The sequence below is a fragment of the Anabaena sp. 4-3 genome, assembly GCF_001597745.1.
Lineage (GTDB): Bacteria > Cyanobacteriota > Cyanobacteriia > Cyanobacteriales > Nostocaceae > Trichormus.
Genome location: NZ_LUHJ01000072.1, coordinates 124,415 through 146,736, shown reverse-complemented (window position 1 = coordinate 146,736; position 22,322 = coordinate 124,415). Strand labels below are relative to the sequence as shown.

General features: G+C 43.4%; 19 protein-coding genes and 1 tRNA gene. 2 read left to right on the top strand and 18 right to left on the bottom strand.

The window, feature by feature from the left end:
* Positions 1-8 precede the first annotated feature (8 nt).
* The 14 genes from A3775_RS21065 to A3775_RS21005 form a co-directional block, all read right to left on the bottom strand.
* Positions 9-1,676 (bottom strand): phage baseplate assembly protein V, encoded by a 1,668-nt coding sequence (locus tag A3775_RS21065; RefSeq protein WP_066382796.1) that lies wholly within the window; start codon positions 1,674-1,676, stop codon positions 9-11.
* Positions 1,677-1,730: 54 nt separating this feature from the next.
* Entirely contained in the window at positions 1,731-2,477 is a 747-nt protein-coding gene (locus A3775_RS21060; RefSeq protein ID WP_066382797.1) for a LysM peptidoglycan-binding domain-containing protein, read from the bottom strand.
* 5 nt (positions 2,478-2,482) lie between these two features.
* A complete protein-coding gene (locus tag A3775_RS21055; protein ID WP_231867046.1) occupies positions 2,483-3,448 on the bottom strand; it encodes a DUF4157 domain-containing protein in 966 nt (321 codons plus the stop codon).
* A 259-nt stretch (positions 3,449-3,707) separates the two neighbouring features.
* Positions 3,708-3,896: a DUF6760 family protein gene (locus tag A3775_RS25435; protein ID WP_339373723.1), complete on the bottom strand. Its 189-nt coding sequence runs from the start codon at positions 3,894-3,896 to the stop codon at positions 3,708-3,710.
* Positions 3,897-3,910: 14 nt separating this feature from the next.
* On the bottom strand, positions 3,911-4,276 hold the full coding sequence (locus tag A3775_RS21050) for a hypothetical protein (RefSeq protein WP_066382802.1): 366 nt from the start codon (positions 4,274-4,276) through the stop codon (positions 3,911-3,913).
* 235 nt (positions 4,277-4,511) lie between these two features.
* On the bottom strand, positions 4,512-4,940 hold the full coding sequence (locus A3775_RS21045; RefSeq protein ID WP_066382911.1) for a phage tail protein: 429 nt from the start codon (positions 4,938-4,940) through the stop codon (positions 4,512-4,514).
* A 50-nt stretch (positions 4,941-4,990) separates the two neighbouring features.
* Positions 4,991-6,166 carry a phage tail sheath subtilisin-like domain-containing protein gene (locus tag A3775_RS21040; RefSeq protein ID WP_066382804.1) on the bottom strand — a complete coding sequence of 392 codons (1,176 nt, stop codon included), beginning with the start codon at positions 6,164-6,166 and terminating at the stop codon, positions 4,991-4,993.
* Between the two features lie 166 nt (positions 6,167-6,332).
* On the bottom strand, positions 6,333-6,881 hold the full coding sequence (locus A3775_RS21035) for a carboxypeptidase regulatory-like domain-containing protein (RefSeq protein WP_066382806.1): 549 nt from the start codon (positions 6,879-6,881) through the stop codon (positions 6,333-6,335).
* 80 nt (positions 6,882-6,961) lie between these two features.
* Complete coding sequence (locus tag A3775_RS24475; RefSeq protein ID WP_066382808.1) at positions 6,962-7,141, bottom strand: hypothetical protein; 180 nt, start codon at positions 7,139-7,141, stop codon at positions 6,962-6,964.
* A gap of 44 nt (positions 7,142-7,185) precedes the next feature.
* Entirely contained in the window at positions 7,186-8,988 is a 1,803-nt protein-coding gene (locus A3775_RS23895; RefSeq protein ID WP_231867045.1) for a DUF4157 domain-containing protein, read from the bottom strand.
* A 68-nt stretch (positions 8,989-9,056) separates the two neighbouring features.
* Complete coding sequence (locus tag A3775_RS24790) at positions 9,057-10,871, bottom strand: TcdA/TcdB catalytic glycosyltransferase domain-containing protein (protein WP_084386940.1); 1,815 nt, start codon at positions 10,869-10,871, stop codon at positions 9,057-9,059.
* A gap of 103 nt (positions 10,872-10,974) precedes the next feature.
* Complete coding sequence (locus tag A3775_RS21020; RefSeq protein ID WP_066382810.1) at positions 10,975-11,550, bottom strand: DUF4255 domain-containing protein; 576 nt, start codon at positions 11,548-11,550, stop codon at positions 10,975-10,977.
* Between the two features lie 154 nt (positions 11,551-11,704).
* Positions 11,705-13,828, bottom strand: a complete 2,124-nt coding sequence (locus A3775_RS21015; protein ID WP_066382812.1) for an AAA family ATPase — start codon at positions 13,826-13,828, stop codon at positions 11,705-11,707.
* Positions 13,829-14,402: 574 nt separating this feature from the next.
* A tRNA-Val gene (locus A3775_RS21005) sits at positions 14,403-14,475 on the bottom strand.
* 107 nt (positions 14,476-14,582) lie between these two features.
* On the opposite strand from A3775_RS21005, the gene A3775_RS21000 reads away from it, so the two are divergent.
* Together A3775_RS21000 and mazG are read left to right on the top strand one after the other, a co-directional pair.
* Entirely contained in the window at positions 14,583-15,185 is a 603-nt protein-coding gene (locus A3775_RS21000) for a metal-binding protein (protein ID WP_066382816.1), read from the top strand.
* Between the two features lie 49 nt (positions 15,186-15,234).
* A complete protein-coding gene (gene mazG / locus A3775_RS20995) occupies positions 15,235-16,056 on the top strand; it encodes a nucleoside triphosphate pyrophosphohydrolase (RefSeq protein ID WP_066382817.1) in 822 nt (273 codons plus the stop codon).
* A gap of 13 nt (positions 16,057-16,069) precedes the next feature.
* On the opposite strand, the gene A3775_RS20990 is transcribed toward mazG, so the two are convergent.
* The 4 genes from A3775_RS20990 to tal form a co-directional block, all read right to left on the bottom strand.
* Entirely contained in the window at positions 16,070-17,539 is a 1,470-nt protein-coding gene (locus A3775_RS20990; RefSeq protein ID WP_066382818.1) for an aldehyde dehydrogenase family protein, read from the bottom strand.
* A gap of 351 nt (positions 17,540-17,890) precedes the next feature.
* Positions 17,891-19,267, bottom strand: coding sequence for a glucose-6-phosphate dehydrogenase assembly protein OpcA (gene opcA, locus A3775_RS20985; protein ID WP_066426617.1), 1,377 nt, complete (start codon positions 19,265-19,267; stop codon positions 17,891-17,893).
* 71 nt (positions 19,268-19,338) lie between these two features.
* Positions 19,339-20,868: a glucose-6-phosphate dehydrogenase gene (gene zwf / locus A3775_RS20980; RefSeq protein WP_066382820.1), complete on the bottom strand. Its 1,530-nt coding sequence runs from the start codon at positions 20,866-20,868 to the stop codon at positions 19,339-19,341.
* 150 nt (positions 20,869-21,018) lie between these two features.
* The gene (gene tal / locus A3775_RS20975; protein ID WP_066382822.1) at positions 21,019-22,164 is read right to left on the bottom strand and encodes a transaldolase; all 1,146 of its coding nucleotides are present in this window, start codon (positions 22,162-22,164) and stop codon (positions 21,019-21,021) included.
* Positions 22,165-22,322: the final 158 nt, after the last annotated feature.

Here is a 22,322-nt window from a genome sequence, read left to right as displayed (position 1 = left end):
TACTCTCCCTAATTAAGATTTATTTGAGTACCTTGAATTGTAACACCACTTGCATTGATTTCAATAGAATTACCAGCTACTGTCAAGTTAATCCTCGTGGGACTGTTAATAGTAATTCCCTGTGGAGAAACGTGAATTGAGTTATCAAGAAGGTCTTTAATTGTGATACCTTGAGTGTCTGATAAATTAACAGTTAAACCTGCAAGCGTCTCCAAACTCAAACTTTCTTGACCTGGTGTTTCATCAAACATCAGCTTCAAGCCTGTTTTAGTTTGAATCATTTTTCTAGCATTAAGTCCCGTGTTGAATTCTGGTGGTCTAGCTAGTCCGTTCCACAAACCACCGACAATTACAGGACTATTAATATCTCCTTTTTCAAAAGATACGAGAACTTCATCACCCATATCTGGTAAAAAGTAGCTACCTTCATTCGCACCCGCCATCATTGTGGCAATCCGCGCCCAAGGACTAATATTAAGATCGCTCAGATGTGGAAATGATACCTGTATTCTGCCAAGTTGCATTGGATCAAGGTTATTCACCACTTTACCCACGAAAACACCAGTCATTTTTTCTTGTTTATTGGGTGAGGGGCTTTCGGCAATTTTTTTGCGTAAGCTTTTGAGGATACTACTGGTAAATTGTTGAGATACTTCAAACTGAGTACGATAACCACTGCCATCAATGATATGTCTGACTTTGCTGAGGGTATATTGTCCACTAAAACGCTTACCAACGCCGCGAATTTCTACTGTATCTCTTGCCCGTAACTCTGGGATGCCAATACAATTACCAGAGGCTTCATACAACCCTTGTAGTAGCTGTAAGAGAATGGATTTTGCCAGTGCTGCTGCATTTAAGTAATTTGTGACCGGTTGATTGCGAATTACATGTCTGCCCAATTGCAAAAGTTGCTCAATAAATGTACTTCCCAATCGCTCAATAATATTGTCTAGGTCGGTGGGATCAAGAGCAATTAATGGCAAAATAGCAACGATATTTTGTGCTAGTTGATAGTCATAGCCACGAATGATTTGAATCCCATATTGTCCAGAGGTGGATAAGCGAGGATTAAAGCTACTGAGGTTTTTACCCCATTCTAAAACCACCTGTTCAGTTTGGGGTCGCGGGAAGCGGAAATAAAGTTTATCCCAAAAGACATACACCCAAAAAAAGTTGCGATCAGCCAGTTCTTTTAATAATGCCCAGTCACTACCTGTTTGTTGCACTGACTCCCAAATTGGAGGGGTAGGATCAACAACTGGAATCAGTAAATTTTCGGCAGCAATCTGACTAGCAATGAGAAAATCAGGGGTTTTTGTAAAGGTAAAGCGACTGGGCGAGTTGTGCCGCATCCGATGGGATAAATCGTAACCTGTAATAGTAATTGTAGGTGCTCCACTTTCAGGAAAAGAAGGACTAACAGCTACAATTTCCCCTAAAATCATGGGTTGCAAATTACCCACATAACCCATGTAAATTTCGACTCGTTTACCGACCTCAAATAATGCTGAATCTGTAAAGCGCAAGTCAGCATTGTTGAACTGTATGCTAAACATGTCTGCCATGTCAATGTGACTTTCTACAGTCAAGCTAATGACAGCATTTGTGATATCAGCCCCTAGTGTAATACCTGTTATTTTGACTAGGAAATCGGGGACGTAATATGGCTGCATGGGTAATTGGTACTAAGTTGTTTATTTATGAGTTATTTTTGCAATATTAGTTGATTACTGATCAATTCTCCTTGCTAACGGTAGACGACTCAGGTATGTCAGAGTGGGGACAAATAATTCAGTTCCTGGTTCTAAATTCATGGGATCTTCTATGTTGTTAGCTGCGGCAATTTCTCGCCAGGCTTCTGGATCACCTCTGACAGCACCAGCAATCAGACTTAGGGTTTCTCCTTCCACAACTTGGTGAATTGTACCTTCAACGAAATTACCTACTTCTGTGGTAATGCGATCGCGTGTATTTTGAGGAATCAAGTTAACTGCTGCTGAAACAGTATTACGAATAGTAGGAGGCCCAAAAAAGAAGCCTCTTTGAATCTCAATATTGACTGCTTCATATTCACGGAAACTAACTGATAAATTTGCCCTGACAGGTGTACCATCTTCGATGAACATGGTAAAACGTTGTCCCACACTTTCCAAAACACACCGAAAGTTAAATCCTCCCCAAGAAAAAATTAGAATAGGAGGTGCTTGAGTTGCTGGATTTTGATTCAATAAAGACGTAATTTGTTCAGTTAATTGCCTGACATCGCGCCTTAATTCAAAGGTGTCAAAAAACAAATCCATTTTCAGAATCCGACTGTTTCCACGTACATACTGAATAGGTGGAGTTTTTAGTCCCGGAATTCCGATTTCGGCAAAGGTATTTCCAACATCTAATGAGTACTCTTCCGGGTTAAACATTACCGGAATTCGTTTATTAGTTTCTATGACAACAATCGTTGCCTTTTCTAATGCCATTAATCCTAACCCCCTCGTTCAAAATCTTCTTGAATAAGCTTGGATATTTTTCTATACACTATAGGCTCAACTTGGTCTGCAATCCTATCAATCTGAATATCTGTTAGCTCGAATGTAGGTGAAGATGTCTCCGTTTGAGATTTATTAAATCTACCTTCTGCTGCTGTTTTAGGAGTTGAACTGGAAGCCTGATGAAAATTATTAGAAGAACCGATGTTACTGATAGGAATAGATGGTTGTGGAGAACTAATACTTGCTCCTGGTAAAGAAAAATAATTTAGTAATTTTTTTTCATTACTTAAAGCTGCTTGCTCCTCTACTGCGTTGCTATGAGGAAATTGGTAATTTTGTCTTTGGGGAGTTAAATTAGCAGCATGGGTAATTTCGTGGCCAATCAGAGCAATACTTTCTGGTTTTTGCAGATTATACTTTCCAGTTCTCAACAATACTTTATCTTCGTATGTTATTGCGTCAGCATTGAGTTTTTTGGCATAATTATCAGCCGCCTGATTATTATAAATTTTAACATGAGGAACTCGCAAATTCAAAATATTACCAAGGAAGCTACGGAGTTGGTGACTGATATTTGAATAGCTACTTTGTGCAATTTTATTTTTTAGTTCTTCTTGTGCAATTTGCTGATTTATAATATCTGAAGATTCAGCAGCTAAAACAACTGCTTTTCTGCCTTGAGTAAGATTATTTTCAGGCTGAGAGTTAACTCGACTATACTTCTGGGTAATATGATTAACTAATTGCGATGCTTTTTGGTTCAGAATGATTTGGCGGTCAATAGTAGTTAGAGAGGGTTGAGGCTGGCTAAAAATGCTTGGTTTGTTTAGATGCTTAATGGTTTGAGATTGTTGAGGGGAAGAATCAGATTGTTCGCCTTTTTTTCCTCGTTTTTCTCCTAATAAAGTTGATTGATTAAATTGTGGTAATGGCGATTCTAGCAGTTCAATATCTATCAACTTTTCTTGATTATTAGTTGTTTCCCCTAATGAATTTGACTGATGATGTTGCCGTTGAAATTTCTTCAAGTTAGTCAAATATTTTTGCTGGATCTGAGTAGCGAATTGAGATTGTAAAGGTGGCAAATCTATATTTGCATGAATTTGCCCTTGATGAAGCAAATTTGTGACCTTTTTGAGCAAAGTTTCTCTGAATAAGAATGATTGCTGCTGAGTTTGGTGCTGTTGTAATTTTGCAGTAGCAAAACTTTGCCACTTTTCACCTAAAGTAGTGTTCGCTTTGCGAGATTGTTTTGCTTGCACCATAACCCATTTGCCCATTATTAACTGCTAACTGATTAATAATTTCTTGCACCCATTCCTTTCGCTCTCGATGTTCCATATTCATAATTTGCTCGTAAGACCAATGAAAATGGAATGCAATACAGGCTACCTCCTGACGGAGCAAATCCAGAGGGTAGCCTAGAATTCCCCCAAGGCTTGGATCTCAACAGTAAACTCTTGGTTGCAGTGGGGACAAATTGCAGTTTGCGATCGCACCCCATTAGCATTAATCTCGTTGTATAACTCCTGCAAGTAGGTCAAATCCGCAGCAAACAAACCTTCGATTATTTTTGGATTAATCGCTTCCAAGGAACCCAATCTTACAATTACCCGTGACATCAAAATCACAACTAGATAAGCAGGATTTGACTGCACGCGAGGGTCTTTGAGGGGAATAATTTCATCAGATGTCGTCGCTAACCGCATTACTCCTTGGCGATGCAAATTTCCTTCTTTGTCTACATAGCCCTTTGGTAATGTAAATTCATACTCAGTTTGGAACATGTTTATGATTCATCATTGGTTGTTTACTAGATTGGGGATTGGGGATAAAGTTCAGTAGTAAACCCATCACCCAATCTATGTTTGTCTGCGTTTATCTGTATGCCTCTGTAATTGATGTTGCATGATCTCGTTGTGTGATTTCTCAGATGAGGTTTTAGCTTCAAACATAGATGCACCGGACTTAGATTTTTATCGCCTAATTCGTGAGATTTTCCCATGACTGATTTCTGAATACTTAAGCTGCTCTTTCTAATCTTTCACAACAAATTGTGATGCTATCAATGGCAACATCGTTTCCTTTAGCATCTAAGCTAGGTGCTTCGTACTGACTAGGCCAAGCATAGAAGAAATTCCAACGCACCTTTTCCTGTCCTGTATCGTCGAGAATAATGATTGAGCCATTCCGGCGTTGCACTTCGCCATCTACTGCTGCTTTATGCCAATCGTAGAGTTCGCGGGAATCGGTTAAGCCCCACTTGAGGGAGATTTCTGGGTAACTCACTAATCCCCGCAACTTGCGTACAGTGGTTAAGTCACCACCTTCACGATACTCTACTACTTCGACACTGGAACCAAAGCCACTACACTCATAAAACCCTGCTTGCACAATACCGTCAATTTCGACGAGAAAGCGAAAGTTGCGGTATGGATCAACTCTAGGCATAGCACTAAATCCTTTAATCTTTAACGTATAAACATTAATGCGACAGACCACTAGCTTCCAGTCATTTGCTGAATGCGGAAGATCACAAATTCGGCAGGTTTGACAATGGCGACACCAATTTCAGTGACAACTTGACCTAATTCCCTGACTTCTGGTGGATTGGTTTCCGCATCACACTTGACGAAAAAGGCTTGTGCTGGAGTCTCGCCAAACAACGCGCCATCACGCCACTGATTAAGTAGAAAATCACCTACTGACCGCTTTATACGTTGCCACAGTCCCGGATTGTTGGGTTCAAATAAAACGAATTGAGTACCTTCATCAATCGACTCTCGCAGAAAGTTTAAGTAGCGTCTAGTGCTAATGTAGCGGATCTCATTGTTATCTCCACCTAATGTACGCGCACCCCAAATCCTCATATTGCCATTGAAGGCGCGAATCACGTTGATACCAGCTTTGTTTAAATCTCCTTGATCTGCTCTACTCAATTGCCTTCCTAGACTCACTACACCACGAATTACTTCATTCGCAGGGGCTTTAAATACTCCCCGTTCGCCATCTACTCGTGCATAAACACCTGCAATATGTCCACTCGGTGGCTGAGAAATAATGTTTCCAGAAGCAGGGTCTGAGACATTAATCCAGGGAAAATAGAGGGCTGCATAATCGCTATCTTTGGTGGGTTGAGTGCCATTTTCACCGGAAGTAGCACCTTTAATAGCATCGACTGTCAAAGTACTGGGATTAGCTGTACCATCGAGGATTGCTACCCGATCTTTCATATCAGCACAGTGGTCAATGATGGCTTCTTGCTGAGTTTTGCTAGTGACTCCTGGTACTGCAACCATTGTAATTTCATCAATTGGTTTAAATTTATTTAAGGCATCTGCTAAATTAGTCAGATTACTACTAGCTGCAACCCGTATTACCCAACAACGTGTACCACCATTGTTGAAAAAGCCGTAAACCGCGTGAGCGAGGATAGAATTTGAGGCTTGGAAGTCACCAAAATTGTTTTTGAACTGTTCCCAACTAGTAATTAGTTGCGGTTCGTTAGCAGGGGCGACTTTCTGCTTTTCTGTTTCACTACCCGGTTTTAAGGGCATATCAACGTTATTCGGAACCACACCAATAAACCCTGCTGTTGAGGTTCCTACTCCAGCTATTGGTCTGGCTAATGGTTCAACTTCTTCAACGTAAACGCCTGGTGCTAGATAATTTGGCATACTGTTTGTCCTTGACCCGAATGCAGAATGAGAAAGTGATTAGTAATTTGTATGAATTTTTACTTTAGGTAATGATTAATTATTAATAGTATTAGTAGTATTAATCGTTGATGGTTAACTGATGATAAACTTCCCTATCATCATTGAACTGAGGCAGCAGTAGGCTTTAGGCTAGCTGGAAATTAATGGTTATTTGTTGTCCAGCAGTAAAGGTTGGTGTTTTTGTTGCAGTGGCAAAACCTCTGGCTGTAACCTCAAGTGTCTGAGTGCTAGCTGGCAACTCAGAAAAAAGATATTTACCTTCTTTATCAGTGACAGTTTGGATGCTACTACCACGCAACTTAATCATTGCTCCAGCTATGGCTTGATTATTATCTTGACGCGTAACTTTCCCCGTCAATTGAGTTGGTTGCAGCTTGATGTGTGCTTGAGGGTCAAAAATGGGTTGGCCATTTGTAGCATCAGCTACCCTGACTGCTATAGGCTCGCTAGTTCCGTAATATTTGCCCAACTGGGAACCAGAAATGACTAATTCATACTGCCCAACTGGTAAATCCAACAGATAGAAGGAACCGTCCTCACGAGTTTGAGTACGCAGATTTAGTTCTGTGACTGTTACCTGAATATCTGGAATTCCTTGTCTCGTAACAGCATTAGTTACAGACCCTGCGATCGCTACTCGGTGGCGAATCTCTTCTATTACTACGCTGGGCATAAAATCACCTAGAAATTACATAAATTTGCGCTTTTGTTGTTATAAATGATTAAACATAGAGATTGATTACATCCTACAGATTAAGTGAATCCTTGGATATGAGTTTGTCTTAAAACTACTGGATTTGTTACAAAACACAACAGTGTGGTAAAATTTGGTTCGTGTGCGATTGTTCTCATCAATTGCCACAAAATATTGTTGATAGGAAGCGATCGCAACCGATAATAAATTTTTTCCACTACTGGAAAAGCGATCACCATACAGGCTCATCGACCACTTTGAGCGCACAGATGCACTACTGCTGTCAGATGCTAGTAAAGCTAATATCTATACCTCCTCCCGATGTTGTTATGATTTTCTCAATGGTTTTCTCGATTTGGTCGAGGTGATCCATAAGGAAGTAGGGGCTGCTTCTCGCATTCGGTGTACCAAGGATGGCAAAAAATTCGTCCTGAGTCGGCCTCCACTCCTTGTCTGTGTCCCAGTCTTCGTTGTTGGGATAGGACATATACACAACCTCATTGGTCTCGTCGTTGATAACAGTGTCCCGCTTAATAGTGGAGATGGTCTTCAGAGCATCTATAACTTTGCTCTCCATACTTGGGTCTGTTTGGAAGTGCCACTTCGCTGCGAGTTGAAACTGCTGCCATAGGATCTCCGAGTTATTCAAACCCTTTTTTGCCTCCAAAGCCTTGTCATAGTAACTGGTGACTTTACCCGTATCCCGGTCTACATTCGCTGCGAAGTTCCATGCTGCTTTGATGGAGCCGCTAGAGATATCAAATTCATTGCTGTAGTTGCCTTCATAGATATCCGTTTTCACAGTTGGTTTAGATGATGTAAGGGGATCGTAGCCCTCTGTGTTCACCCTGTAGTTAGTAATACTGAGGGGTATTGGGTCTGTGTTGGAATAGTTTTCCCTGAACTTTTTGTCATAGTCACTGCGCTTGATTTTGTTTTTACTCTCCACATCCGCTTTCTTATAGATGTCCTTGTAGTCCGTAATAGTCTGCTGCAAGTTGTTCCAATAGCGCTGGCCTTTATCCTGATTGTCGTTGAAAGTATTATTTAGATGCTTCCAGATTGCATCACCCTTCTCGGAATCGGTTGTTTTGCCTAAGAGTACACTCGTGGGAAGCTTATTTGCTTTGAATTTGCCAATCAGAGTGCTATCGTCGGGCTTGGTAGTCTTCTTACTCTGTATCACAGAGGGAGGCGCAGACATCGTTGGCGTAATCAAGAGATTATTTGGCTGTCCACTACTTCCATGCTTCAACACCCCATCGGAATGCATTCTAAATGCGCCAATACCCTCGCCAAGGGTTTCCGATTTCCTCATAGCTGGGAACTGTAAACACTTCATATCGAAAGCTTTTGCCCCAATCACATCCGCTTCTCTTTCCAATACTCGATCATCATTAATCGCCACACCTTTTGCTTGCATCGTCGGCTTCACCCGCCCCTGTTTCTGCTGCACCACATGCCATGCTTCATGTGGCAAATGCTTTTCTTGTCCTTGTGCCATATAAATATCCGTACCCTGCGTATACGCCGATGCCTGCAACTGGGCGGGTTTATCGGAGTTATAGTGAACTTTCACGTCGTCCATCGATATACCAGAAAGATTTTCAATTCCCGCTTTCAGGTTATCCGGCAATCCTGTTTTATTTTGCTGCTGCAAACCGTGATCTGCTGGTTTTCCTTCAAAGCGTTGCCCACGACTTTCCCTCGCCATCTGCACCACTTGACTCACATGACTATTGCCAAATTGCTGTTGCATTTGCAGCATTAATTGTGGATTAGCCGCTATTTGGTTCGCAGGAATATGACTTAGCATCTGTGCATGAACACTAGCATTTGGTATATTTACCAAAGCTGAAACTTGCTGCACCAGTGAATCTTGCTGATCTAAAAGACTCTCTTGTGCTTCCCATTCCTCCCTTGTCTGCGAATTATTTTGAGACTGAGGATGAGTTTGGTTTTGCTGAGATTTGGGCATTTTTGCCTCCTGATTTGTGAATAGGAAAAAAAGGAAAGTAAAAGCAAGAAAGCTATTTACATCCTTAGCCGTGTAAAAAATTAACCAAAATTCTTGATTTTTAAACAAAAAATTAGCTGGCAATAACTAAACTACAAGATTGCGTTACTACAATGAGACAGCTTACTTATCAATTTTTAGCTTAACTGTATATCTTCTTCTTTTGGTACCCAGGCATTATCTGATGCCCGAATAAACATGTCTGTGTCATAGGCAAGTTCCAGAAAAATTCTGAGCATTTCGGGGGAAAATTCGTTCTTTGTAGTTATACTTTTATAGGTTTCTTTATTCTGTCCAAAAGTTCCTATATTAACATTTTCTATTTTTGGAAAGTAACCACTCATGATTTTCTCTTGTTCTTCTCTTAAGTCTTGAAGTTGCTGTGCAGAAAGGGGTAAGGAGACTTGTGCCATTGCATCTGGTCCTGTGGCATTCATCACAGCTTCTTTGACAGACTTCGGGTCACGACTGAGTATTTGCTGCCGTTTTTCCTCATTTTTTACCTTTTTGTAAACTAATTCCAAATATTGCTGTATGTACTCGTTGTTAGCCGCAGCAGATATAGCGTCGTTAGAGAATGCCTCCGACCAATTTAATTTACCCCAACCAAGGCGCACACCTAAAGGTGCAGTCATATCCTTAAACTTGGCAGCATTTTCTCCTGGTTTGTTGTCAGAATCCATATAGGTTCCGCCTTCTATTTTCAATATTTCCAGGCGGACAATATCTGATAAAGCCCCGGTTGCGCCTACATTGACACCTTCTTCGTCCACAGTCGGTAGTCCTTTCGCCACCTTTTGCAGGCGATCGCTTCTATTGTACAATTCAGAAACTAGTCGAATGGTTACGCCCTGCTGTTTGAGATTGTCAAGGTCTTCAGAAGTTGCCTGTTGAGAATTCTCATCAAGCCATAAATTGATCCTAACACCCGGAACAGCTTGCACCCATTGCTGAATGTTTTTCTGTCTTTCCTCTGGAACCCTACCACCTAACCAGACAAAGTGCATGTTGTTGGGGATTGCTGGGGATGTATTGCCGGTTTTATGTCCGATATAACCACCTATAGCAGCACCCAAAGTCGCCCCCACCGGAGTAGTGATAGCACCCAAAGGTCCCATTAAAAAACCTAAAGCACCAAGTCCGCCACCGATAATCGCCCCAAGTAAAGCTCCTAGACCAATTCGTCCCCAATTTCCATTCATTTGGACTACATTATTGACAGGCGCTTGTTTTGGGCTACATTGCTGAAATTCATTTGCGGGAGAAAGTTTTTGATGTTGTGAGTGTGATATTTTTGCCCCCATCACATCAGCTTCTCTCTCTAATGATGAATCATTGTTAATTGCCCAATTTTTAATTTGCATGGTAGGGTGAACTTGCCCCTGCTTCTGCTGCACTACATGCCAAGCTTCATGGGGCAAATGTCTTTCCTGTCCTGGTGCCACATGAATATCTGTTCCCTGAGTATATGCTAATGCTTGTAACTGAGAGGGTTTAGAAGAATTGTAGTGAACTTTCACATCATCCATAGACATGCCGGCAAGATTTTCAATCCCAGTTTTTAACTTATCTGGTAATCCGGTTTTGTTTTCTTGCTGGACACCGTGCGCTGCTGATTGCTCATTCAACTTCGCTTGTAACGTCGTCTGTGGTTGCTGTGAAGTTTCTTGACTATTTTCCCTCGCCATCTGCACTACTTGACTCACATGACTATTCCCAAACTGCTGTTGCATTTGCAGCATTAATTGCGGATTAGCCGCTATTTGGTTAGCAGGAATACCATTCAATATTTGGGCATGAACACCAGCATTAGGTATATTTCCCAAACCAGAAAATTGCTGCACCAGTGGATTTTGCTGATCTAAAAGACTCTCTTGTGCTTCCCATTCCTCCCTTGTCTGCGAATTATTTTGAGACTTAGTAGGATCTTGGTTTTGCTTAGACTGGTGCATATTTATCCTCTTTATCCTCTTTAATTTATTGCTGCTCCTAGAGCCAACAAACAATTAGTAACAGTACACAGAAAGTTAAAAGGTTGATTTCTGCCGTGCTACACTAGGATTCTTGCTGATTGAGCAATTCCATTTTGATAACTTTCTCCATTACCAAATCAACTTCTACTGGTGTTGGTTCTACCGCAACTGTAATCCGGTAACTAAAACCTGCCTTCAAACGCCATTCATTTGCCCCCCAGAAATCCCAAGTATTAGGCGTATCTTGAGGTAGGGCAAACCAAGCACGAAGGGGACGCGATTGATTTCGCATTTCTCCTGCAAGTACCTCTTGGGGCAATACGGGATAGTTCACCAAAGCTTTCATGACATTGCCCAAAAGACGATGCTCGATATCGACATCCTTTGCCCACACTGTGATTTGGTAGGTTAAATCCATCCGTACCGGATCTCTGGTTTGAGTACCATTTGTGCCGTTGCGAGTAATGTAACGTTCTGGATCTCGAAATTCTAAATTCTCGCGAATGTCGTAAAGAAAACAGTTAATTGCAGGTTTATTTCCCAGTTGGTTTTCCCAATCGGTGTTGGGTCGCTCAAACATAATGTCGAGCGCACTAGGATCAATCGGCACCTTTTGAATTAGCAATTGTTTGAGAGTTTCGTCAAGGTCGTGGATCATTGCATATTTAGTAATGAGAGTCAGGAATGAAATATTTAGAAATTAAGGATTTTTTTAGCTTTATATTCTGTATTCTCACTGAGAAGTGACTTCTTTTTCTTCTATTCATCATAGTCCTTGGCCAGAAAATTAAGTTAAATCACCGAGGCATTATTTACGTTTCTTGATACCAAAACTCTTCTTCACTCACTAAGCGTCCCATTTTTTGAAACTCTCGTTTAGTTGCCTTCAGCAAATGTAACATCCCCACCGATTGATCCTGTTGTGCGGCGAGAAAAGCAGCAGCAAGGGCGATGTTGCGAATATTGCCCCCTGCTAGTTTGAATTTGCGTGCCAGTAGTGATAAATCTACTTCCTGGGATAAAGGAATTTCTTGCGGGAAAATACGCTGCCAAATTTGCAGGCGATATTCTTCTTCAGGAAAGGGAAACTCAACAATGAAACGAATTCTGCGAGTAAAAGCATCGTCAAGATTCTGACGCAGATTAGTAGTGAGGATAGTAATGCCTTGGTACTCCTCCATTTTCTGCAACAAATAGGCAACTTCTAAATTGGCATAGCGATCATGAGCATCCCTAACTTCCGATCGCTTCCCAAAAATGGCATCGGCTTCGTCAAACAAAAGAATAGCGTTGGTATTTTCGGCGGCGGTAAAAATGCGCTCTAAATTTTTCTCAGTTTCTCCGATATACTTACTAACAACTTGCGAAAGGTCAATTTTGTAGAGATCAAGTTGTAAGTCATTGGCAATAATTTCTGCTGCCATGGTTTTACCTGTACCTGGTAAACCGGAAAACAGTAAATTTAATCCTTTACCAAGGGATAGTTTGTTGGCAAAGCCCCATTGTTCATAGACAAGATGTTGATATTTCGCTTGATTGCAGATATCTTGTAGCTGTTCAAGTTGATCTGGTAATAGCACAATGTCATCCCAAACGGACTTTGGCTCAATCTTCTTGGCTAATGCTGCCAAATGATGACCAGATTGACCACGAGCCGCCGCCAACAGATGATCAGTAGTAAGTTGCATAGAGTCCTCAGCAGGAAATTCCTGTAGACTTTGAGCCGTCATATCCCAGGAAGCCTGATTGCAAGCAGTTACTACTGCATCAGTAATTTGGTCTGTTGTCAGGCGAAAGCGTTCTGCTAAGGCATCTAAATCATATTCAGTCATCTCCATACCCACTGCTGCTAAATTTTGCTGCCAATGGCGACGACGCTGGGCAAAATCTGGCAGGGTAAAAGCAATATTAATTACTCCCAAAGGTTTATTTTCAGAAGGAAACCACGGCTGTACACCCGATAATATTGTGACTCCAGGATATTCTGCTAATTGCTCAAATAAGGACTCACAGGAGCTATATTGCTCTTGGGTGCGTAGAGTATCCACTCCCTCTAAGTACAGTAAGGCATCCTGAAATCGAGCTTCCCGAAACAGTAGTTTTAGGGTTGATTGCCAGTTCACCTTCTCTAATGAGGCAAGAACAATATCTGCAATCAGTAAAGGGACACCAGCTTTTGCAGCTAAGGCTTCAGCAGTGCGGCGTTTCAATGTTTTCTGAGAGCCAGAAAAGTAGAATTTCCAGGACTGATGTCTATTCCTAGCTAGACTGACTAATATAGCTAATGTCTGTTGAATGTCCTGACTGATATGTAAATTGGCAGGATTAGTTTTTGGAAGCAAGAATCGACAGAAAGATGTCAATCTTTCATCTAGTCCCTGTTGCCCAAGGAGAAAACGGATAATTTGCGAGTCAAGTTTGAGATAATGGGACAGCAAAGGTGCTTGCAGTTGGCGGGAATCCGATAATAGGTGAAGCAAACTATGCTGGATCAAGGGAGCATCAGCACTGAAATAATTATATTTTTCTAGTTTGGTTGTTGGTGAAGAACAAAGTAGATTCAATGCTAAATCCAGTGTTGGTCGTTTGCGAGTGACATCATCTTGTAAATAGGCGTACAAACGTTCATATTTCAAGTCAATTTCTGGTGCTAAGGCAATCAATATGATGTCCAATTCAAAAGCCGATAGTTCAAAAGCTTGCTGCAACCAGACAAACCGAGAATTATGACTGACAAATTTTAGTTCAAGTTCACTACTAAATAGAGGCATTCCTGGTGGACGATTTAGCAGTTGCTGTATATCTTTTTGATTTATGTACAAACCTCGATAGGGGTCAGTTGCAGCCTCGGTTCCGTAGATAAATTGGGCTTGGGTTATGGCATTTTCTAGGAGTTGATCAACACGTTGCAGTGCCAAGAGCAGATCGTCAAACATGGCATTTTTACCACAGCCGATTTTTCAATTGACAATACCATTTGACCCCATGAGATGTACAACGCTGTAAATAAAGATTAAGAAAGTAAAAAAAATGTCCTTAAATACTGGAGCTATCCCGGATTTCTCACAGAAGACGGTGATTCCTCCCATCCCTTTAAGGGGTGGGAGGAATCACCGCCCGCCGTCTTGGGCATGGGGGAGACAGCAGCGTGGGCGGGTTTCCCGACTTGAGCGGACTGCCGTCATGGGGAATGGGGGAGGCAGTGCGGTCTTGGGGTCTCCCCAAGTGGAGCAACTGCCGTCATGGGGAAGAAATCCAATGCCCAATGCCCTATTCCCAATGCCCGCGAAATCCCCCGTGCTTCAGCCAGGGAATGAGCTTAAAGTGTTTATTATTACAAAACAGTTCCGTACACCTTGCTAATGTATAAAATTTATCCAATAACTTTAGGGTTAATGAAAGAATTAAAGATAGAATTGCAAAAATTATCCCAGTCACCGATGACAAACAATTAGTCACTGTACACTTGGCTGTACAGTGTGCAGTATAATTAGCAGTGTTGACTTGATATGGGTAGTACTGGACTCGAACCAGTGACATCCTGCTTGTAAGGCAGGCGCTCTACCAACTGAGCTAACCACCCGTTTGCGCTTTCCGTTTTGCGCTCACAGTTATATACTATAGCAAAAGATTTGGGATTGCGCTAGTATTTTTGAGAAAATTTTTGAAAATATTTTTGAGAATCTGTAAATGCCCTCTGGTCGGACGCACGATCGCATTACTTTATGGGCGTTGCCAGTGGTGGCGGGTGTGTGTTTGTGGCTGACTCGCTCTGGCAATGTGACTTTGTTGGTGGCTGGTGGGTTTCTGTTTGGCGGTTTGATGTTCGGCCCTGATTTAGATATCTACTCCCGTCAATTCCAACGTTGGGGGGTTTTGCGTTGGATTTGGCTACCTTATCAAAAAAGTCTCCGTCATCGTTCTTTTTTATCTCATGGGCCGATTATTGGCACGATGCTCAGGGTGTTGTATCTCAGCAGTTTGCTGGCTATCTTGGCTGTGGTGATTTTGGCTGTGGTGCAGCAGTTGGGGAATGTGTCTGTGAGTTGGCAAGATGTGGAGGGCAGTTTGGGGCGATCGCTTGCTAGTTACGGTACAGAATTTCTTGCCCTATTTTTAGGCTTAGAACTGGGGGCGATGAGTCATTATCTCAGCGATTGGGGGGGTTCGGCTTATAAGCGGTTTCGTAAGCAGGGGGTGAAGGGATTACTTTCTCGTGGCAAAATTAAGAAACGTAAAGTGATTAATCGGGGTCGGGGTTCTGCAAGGGGGAGGAGAGGAAAAAGAAGGTAAAATTTTAAACGCAGAGGTACGCAAAGGAAACGCAGAGGGGCGCGGAGTTATGGAAGTAAATGACAATCAGGTTGAGGTTTTGGCGGCGTTGCAGGGGTTGATTGAGGTGGTGGCTAGGTTGCGATCGCCTGATGGGGGTTGTCCTTGGGATTTGGCTCAAACTCCTGAAACTTTGATTCCTTATGTGATTGAGGAGGCTTATGAGGTCGTAGATGCGATTAAGCATGGTTCTCAGGCGGAGGTTGTTGAGGAGTTGGGGGATTTGCTGTTACAGGTGGTGTTACAGGCGCAAATTGCTAGTGAGTCTGGGCAGTTTTCTCTACAAGATGTGGCTGAGGGTATTTCCCAAAAGTTGATTCGTCGTCATCCCCATGTGTTTGGTGAGGTGTCGGTACAGAATGTGGAGGAGGTGCGGCAAAATTGGGAACAAATTAAGGCGGCGGAAAAGGGTGAATCAGCCGCAGATAGTCAAAAACTCAGTACAAAACTGGCTCGTTATGGACGGACTTTACCGCCACTGACGGCCGCAATGAAGATTTCCCAAAAGGCGGCGGCGGTTGGGTTTGAGTGGGACAATATTGATGATGTCTGGGCGAAGTTTCATGAGGAGTTACAGGAGTTTCAACAGGCTGTGGCTGAGGAAACGCCAGAACGTCAACAAGCGGAATTAGGTGATTTACTATTTGCAGTTATTCAGTTAGCCCGGTGGTATAATCTTGACCCCAGTGCAGGGTTACAAGGCACAAGTCAGCGATTTGTGCAGCGTTTACAAAAAATGGAGGCAGTCATCAACCGCCCCCTCTCTGATTACAGTTTGGATGAGTTAGATGCTCTCTGGCAACAGGCTAAAGCCCAACTTGCTCAAGAGTAGGAGTATATCCAATTTACAATTTGATGGTAACAGTCTTAACTTCGGTGTACTGTTGCAAGCCATATTCACCTAGTTCTCGACCCATACCAGATTGCTTAAAGCCACCAAAGGGTGCGGCGGGGTCAAATACGTCGTAGCAATTTACCCATACAGTACCAGCCCGGACGTTATTAGCGATCGCATGAGCTTTGCTAATATCTTTTGTCCACACGGCGGCGGCTAGTCCGTACATGGTGTTATTTGCCCGTTGAATGACTTCTTCAATGTCTCTGAATTTGATGATACTCATCACCGGGCCAAAGATTTCCTCTTGGGCTATCTGCATATCATCATGTACATCGGCAAACACTGTAGGGGCTATAAAGAAGCCTTTGTCTCCCACACGATTACCACCACATAACCTCTGCGCCCCTTGTCGCATCCCCGACTCAATGTAACTCATCACTTTGTCAAATTGGTCTTTGTCAACTTGGGGGCCTTGTTGGGTATTGCCATCAAAGGGATCGCCCACAATCCGATTTTGGGCTTTTTCTACGCTCTTAGCCACAAAATCGTCGTAACATTTTTCTTCCACAAACAGCCGTGAACCTGCACAGCAACATTGACCTTGGTTAAAGAATATGGCATCGTGTGCGCCTGCAATGGCGGCATCGAAATCAGCATCAGCAAACACAATATTGGGACTCTTGCCGCCCAATTCTAACGTTACCCGTTTAAGGTTACTTTTGGCAGCTGCCTCCATAATCAGATGCCCTACCTCAGTGGAACCGGTAAACGCGACTTTATCAATATCTCTATGGTGAGCGATCGCTGCTCCGGCGGTGGGGCCATATCCTGATAAAATATTCACCACACCAGGGGGAAAACCAGCTTCCACAATCAACTCTCCTACCCGCAACGCTGACAATGGTGTTTGTTCAGCCGTTTTGAGAACCACGGTGTTACCTGTTGCTAAAGCTGGTGCTAACTTCCACGCTTGCATCAACAAGGGGAAATTCCACGGGATAATTTGACCAACTACACCCACAGGTTCATGGCGAGTGTAACAGAAGTATGGGCCGCTAATCGGAATGGTTTTACCTTGTACCTTATCCGCCCAACCTGCATAATAGCGATAGCAAGCGATAACTAACTGCAAGTCACCTAATGAATCTTGCAATGGCTTACCGTTGTCTAAGGTTTCTAGCCGCGCCAATTCATCAATATTTTGTGCAATTAAATCAGCTAACTTATAAAGCAAATCTCCCCGACGCGCAGCTGATAGTTTTGCCCATTCGCCACTGGTGAAGGCGGTACGGGCTGCTTTTACTGCCTTATCCACATCTGGCGCATCTGCTTCTGCTACTGTGCAGATCACCTCACCTGTGGCTGGGTTAATTGTTTCAAATCTGCGACCACTAACGCTTTCTATCCATTCATTGTTAATTAGCAGTCGAGTTGGGCCAATTTTTACCTGTTGTTGTGGTTCCTTCGCTGTTACCATCAGGCCCTCCTGAAGCTATCAAAAATTTATTTAAAGAAATGTCGGGAGAAGTCCCCACCTATCAATTCTAAATAAATCCCCACATTGTAGGTGGGGATGAATCCCGACCAATAAATAAAACCGTGTAGCGTCCACCCTTCGGCAAGCTCAGGATACGACTTTGTATAATCTTGTGTGATCATAGTTGTTGGTTGCGACCCACCTGACTGACTCAGAGGCCACCCTTTGGGTATAAAGTATGTACTCGGCAGAGAGCAGGAAAGCCCAAAGCCCGCTATCTCGGAATAGGAAGATATGTACGGGCGAACGGCCGTTCGCCCGTACACGGCCGTTCGCCGTACTTTGTCTGCTTTAACTCTTCGCGCCTAACTTCAATGCTTGATCTATAACTGCTAGGCTGTCTTCAAACAGCGACTCACGACCCCAGCGTTGTACCTGTTGACTCAGCAGTGCTTCGGCTTTTTGTTCTGACAGGGAACTCACCTGCTGGAATAAACCCGGTGTTTGCGCGCCGCCGTGGGTTTCCATCCGCATACAACCCCCAGTTTCGGAGCAGATGACAGTACCACAATTTGCTTTGGTATTGGTCGAACTGAGGCGCAGGGCAATCAAATCACCCACAACCTCACCCACATCCGCAACTGGAACTCCTGCCAGTTCAGCTTCTACTTGTGTTTGGTCTTGGGCCACAAAGCGAATGCGGGTGATATCATAATCTCCACTTTCCTGTTCATAGGCAACTGGCAACCATTGCAAGCGACTTGCCAACCAACCTAAAAATAACAATGCTTGTGTTGGATTGCCTTTTTCGTAATCAATATTTACGTGGTCAATGTCTTTGAGAGACTCACGACGATGAGGAGGGTCGAAGGCTTGAGCTGTTAACTCTTGCCATGCGGAGAGTCTACGCCAGTTCAAATCAGCTAGCGGTACACCTGAGTCTACTAACTCTTGTAGGCTAAGTAAATCTGTTTCTGGGTCGTTAAAGTTGCAAGAATCAACAATAACGTTATTGCAAATCGCCGCCAATCGTTTAAACAAGCCGTTATTGGGGTCTGGTGTCGCCTTCCACCAGAGAAACTTGGGCAAGCCACCAATCAACAAGGCGGGAATCATGCCGCCTATCCGTTCCAAGGCGGTGGCAGTACCGGTGAGAGTAATGTATTCACAACAGATCAGGGTGCTGGCAGATTGCTTCTGCATCGGGCAGTAAGCAGAAACTTGCGCTTTCACCCCTTCATCTTCACCCGCAATCGGAAACAAGGCAATGATGCGGCAAGGGTTACGAAGGGCAATTTCGTCAGCAATGGTGGGGCTGCTGGCGTTAAAACTATGGGCAGTGTGTCCGTTGGTAGTTTCCCCTGTGCCGTTACCTTGACGTTTGGCGAATTCTTCCCGTAATTTATTCAGGGTTTCGGGTGTAGCGGTTCCTGTGACTGACAAGCCATATTTAATCTGCACTTGTCGCAAAGCTGCATCTGTCTGCGGGCCTAAAATGCCGTCGATGGGGCCGTGGTAAAATCCCAAAGCCGCCAATAAATACTGAGTTTCTTCGGGTTCGTAAACTACGAGGGTAAAAGTAGTAGCTCGTGTTGCCGCAGGTAAAGCACCATCTTCACCAGCGATGCCGTAACTTTGCCAAATTTGATTAAGTTCCGCTTCAATTTCGTTGAGCGAAATATCTTTGGGTGCCTGAAGTGAGAAAACTGTGGAAGCTTGGGAAGTCATAGAAAATTTGCCATTGTGTCAGTTGTTATTTGTAATTAGTCTTGGCATCACTCATGCTGAGTAACTAATTTTTAGAGTCTGCGCCAGCGACGACCGTCTTGATTAATCAACAGTTCTGCTTCTGCTGGTTCCCAAGTCCCGGCTTCGTATTGGGGAACAATGGCGGGGTCTGCGGGCGCATCCCACACGGAAAGGGCGGGAGTCACTACCTGCCAGGCTGCTTCTACTTCGTCGGCACGGGTGAATAATGTTTGGTCGCCCATCATACAATCAAGGAATAGGCGATCGTAAGCATCGGAAGTAGCTGCAATCCCAAATGAACCATAGCTAAAGTCCATATCCACGGAACGGGTGCGGAATTCTGCCCCCGGCATTTTCACATCAAACCGCAGAGAAATTCCTTCATTTGGTTGAATTCGCATGGCTAAAATGTTGGCGTTTCTCTGTTGTGTGGTGGATGGAAACATCCGCGAAGGTACATCCCGGAAATGGATGGAAATCTCACTGACTTTTTTCGGCATCCGCTTACCAGTCCGCAGGTAGAAAGGAACGCCTTGCCAACGCCAGTTATCAACCATAAATTTCATGGCTACGTAGGTTGGGGTTGTGGAGTTGGGATTAACTCCTGGTTCTTCTCGATACCCCGGTACTGGTTGCCCTTTCATCCAACCTGCGCTGTATTGACCGCGTATAGCTGAACGTGACAGGTTATTAACATCAGCTAGGCGTGTAGCTTGTAGAACTTTTACTTTTTCCGTGCGGATACTGTCGGCATCCATTGAGTTGGGTGCTTCCATCGCTGTCAGACAGTAAAGCTGCATCAGGTGGTTTTGCAGCATATCCCGCAATGCGCCGGATTTCTCGTAGTAGCCAGCCCGATCTTCTACGCCTACGGTTTCAGCTACGGTAATTTGTACGTGGTCAACAAACTGACGATTCCACAAGGGTTCAAATATCGCATTGGCAAAGCGAAAGACTAACAAGTTTTGAACTGTTTCTTTACCCAAGTAGTGGTCAATGCGGTAGACTTGGTTTTCTTGGCAATATTTCCCTACTACTTTATTGAGACTTTGGGCTGATGCTAAGTCTCGACCAAATGGTTTTTCAATCACTAGACGATTTTTGTAGGGGTCGTCTAGCATTCCGGCTGTCCCCAGTTGTTTGATAGCTTCAGGGAAGAAGTTAGGCGCAACGGAGAGGTAAAACATTCTGTTCCCTCTTGTTCCCCGTTGTTCGTCTAATTCGCTTAAGAAATTTTTAAGTTTTTGGTAGCTTTCAGGATTGTCTATGTCTCCAGGGCAGTAGAACAAACCTTGAGAGAAATCTTGCCAGAGTTCTTCGGGATCGACACCACCATGAACCTCTTCCATACCTTTCCGCAATTGTTCGCGGAAGTATTCGTGAGTCCACTCCCGACGCGCTACGCCGACAATAGTAGTTTCTGGGGGAATGCGTCTCTCCCGGCGTAATTTGTACAGTGCTGGTACAAGTTTGCGCCAGGTTAAATCACCAGACGCACCAAAGATGATGATGATTTGCGGTTCGGGCATCCCTTGCTGTTGCAAACCCACGCGCAAAGGATTTTCTAGGAGACTAACCATAACAGTTTTCGATTCTAGGTGGGAGGTTGGAATTGGGGATTGGGTACTGGGTACTGGGGATTGGGTATTAGGGGTTGAGCATCGATGCACTAAGTTTTTCCCCTCTGCTCCTTTGTTTTTTCCCAGTCCCCAGTCCCTAGTCCCCAGTCCCTATACTGGTGACAATAGCTTGACTTTGTTCTCTAAAGAGTTCATTAGGGACTGGAAGGGCTGTACAAATTTGTGAATGCCTTCAATTAATAGTTCATCCATGACATGATCAAGATTGATATTGATGTCAGGGTCTTTGAGGCTTTCTATTAATTGATAAGCTGATTCTACTCCTGTTTCTATACGATTAGCTACATTACAGTGGTCGGCGCAAGCGTCAATTGTCCCTGGTGGTAGAGTGTTGACGGTATCTGGGCCAATTAACTCATCGACATACATGACATCGCTGTAGTGGGGATCTTTGGTGCTGGTGCTAGCCCACAGTAATCTTTGCACTTTGGCACCTTTGGCGGCTAGGGCTTGCCAGCGACTATCAGCAATAATTTTTTTGTACTCTTGATAAGCAATTTTGGCATTGGCGATCGCTACTTTACCTTTGACAGCAGTGAGTTTGGCTTCTACATTCATATCATCAATGCCTCGTTTCAATTTGGCATCGATTTTGCTGTCAACGTTGCTGTCAATGCGACTCAGGAAAAAACTGGCAACAGAAGCTATTTTGCTAATATCTTTACCCTCTGCTACCCGTTTTTCTAAACCCCGAATATAAGCCCAAGCTGTGTTGATATAGCTGTCTACAGAAAATAACAGGGTAATATTCACGTTAATTCCCTCAGATATTGCCTGTTCGACGGCTGGCAATCCTGCTGCTGTACCAGGAATCTTAATCATCACATTTTCCCGGCCAATTTCTTGGAAATAACGCCGGGCTTCAGCTATTGAGGCTTGGGTGTCATTGGCGATGGTTGGTGGAACTTCGATACTCACATAACCATCTTGTCTATTCGAGGCTTCATATACAGGACGCAAGATATCACAGGCATTACGGATATCTGCAAACACTAGGGATTCATAAATTTTGTAAGTTGGTAATCCCGCCCGAATGCCTGCTTCTATATCAGCATCATAAATTGCATTATCAGCAATGGCTTTCTCAAAGATAGTTGGATTGGAGGTAATGCCACAAATTCCTTTGTTTTCAACTAAGTTTTTGAGTTCCCCTGATTGAATAATGTCTCGGCTCAAATTATCCATCCAGATACTTTGACCGTATTGTTTGATTTCTAATAAATGATTGGTGGCCATAACTTTTATTCCACTCCAATGATGATGTTTCTAAGTGAATTTGGCAAAAACCATCAAATAAAAGCTTTGATGGTAACTTTTGCATTTTGGCGTTGCCTATCACTTATTGCATCGGCCAGCTGAGATAATCTCTCATAGACACCTAAAAATTGCTACAG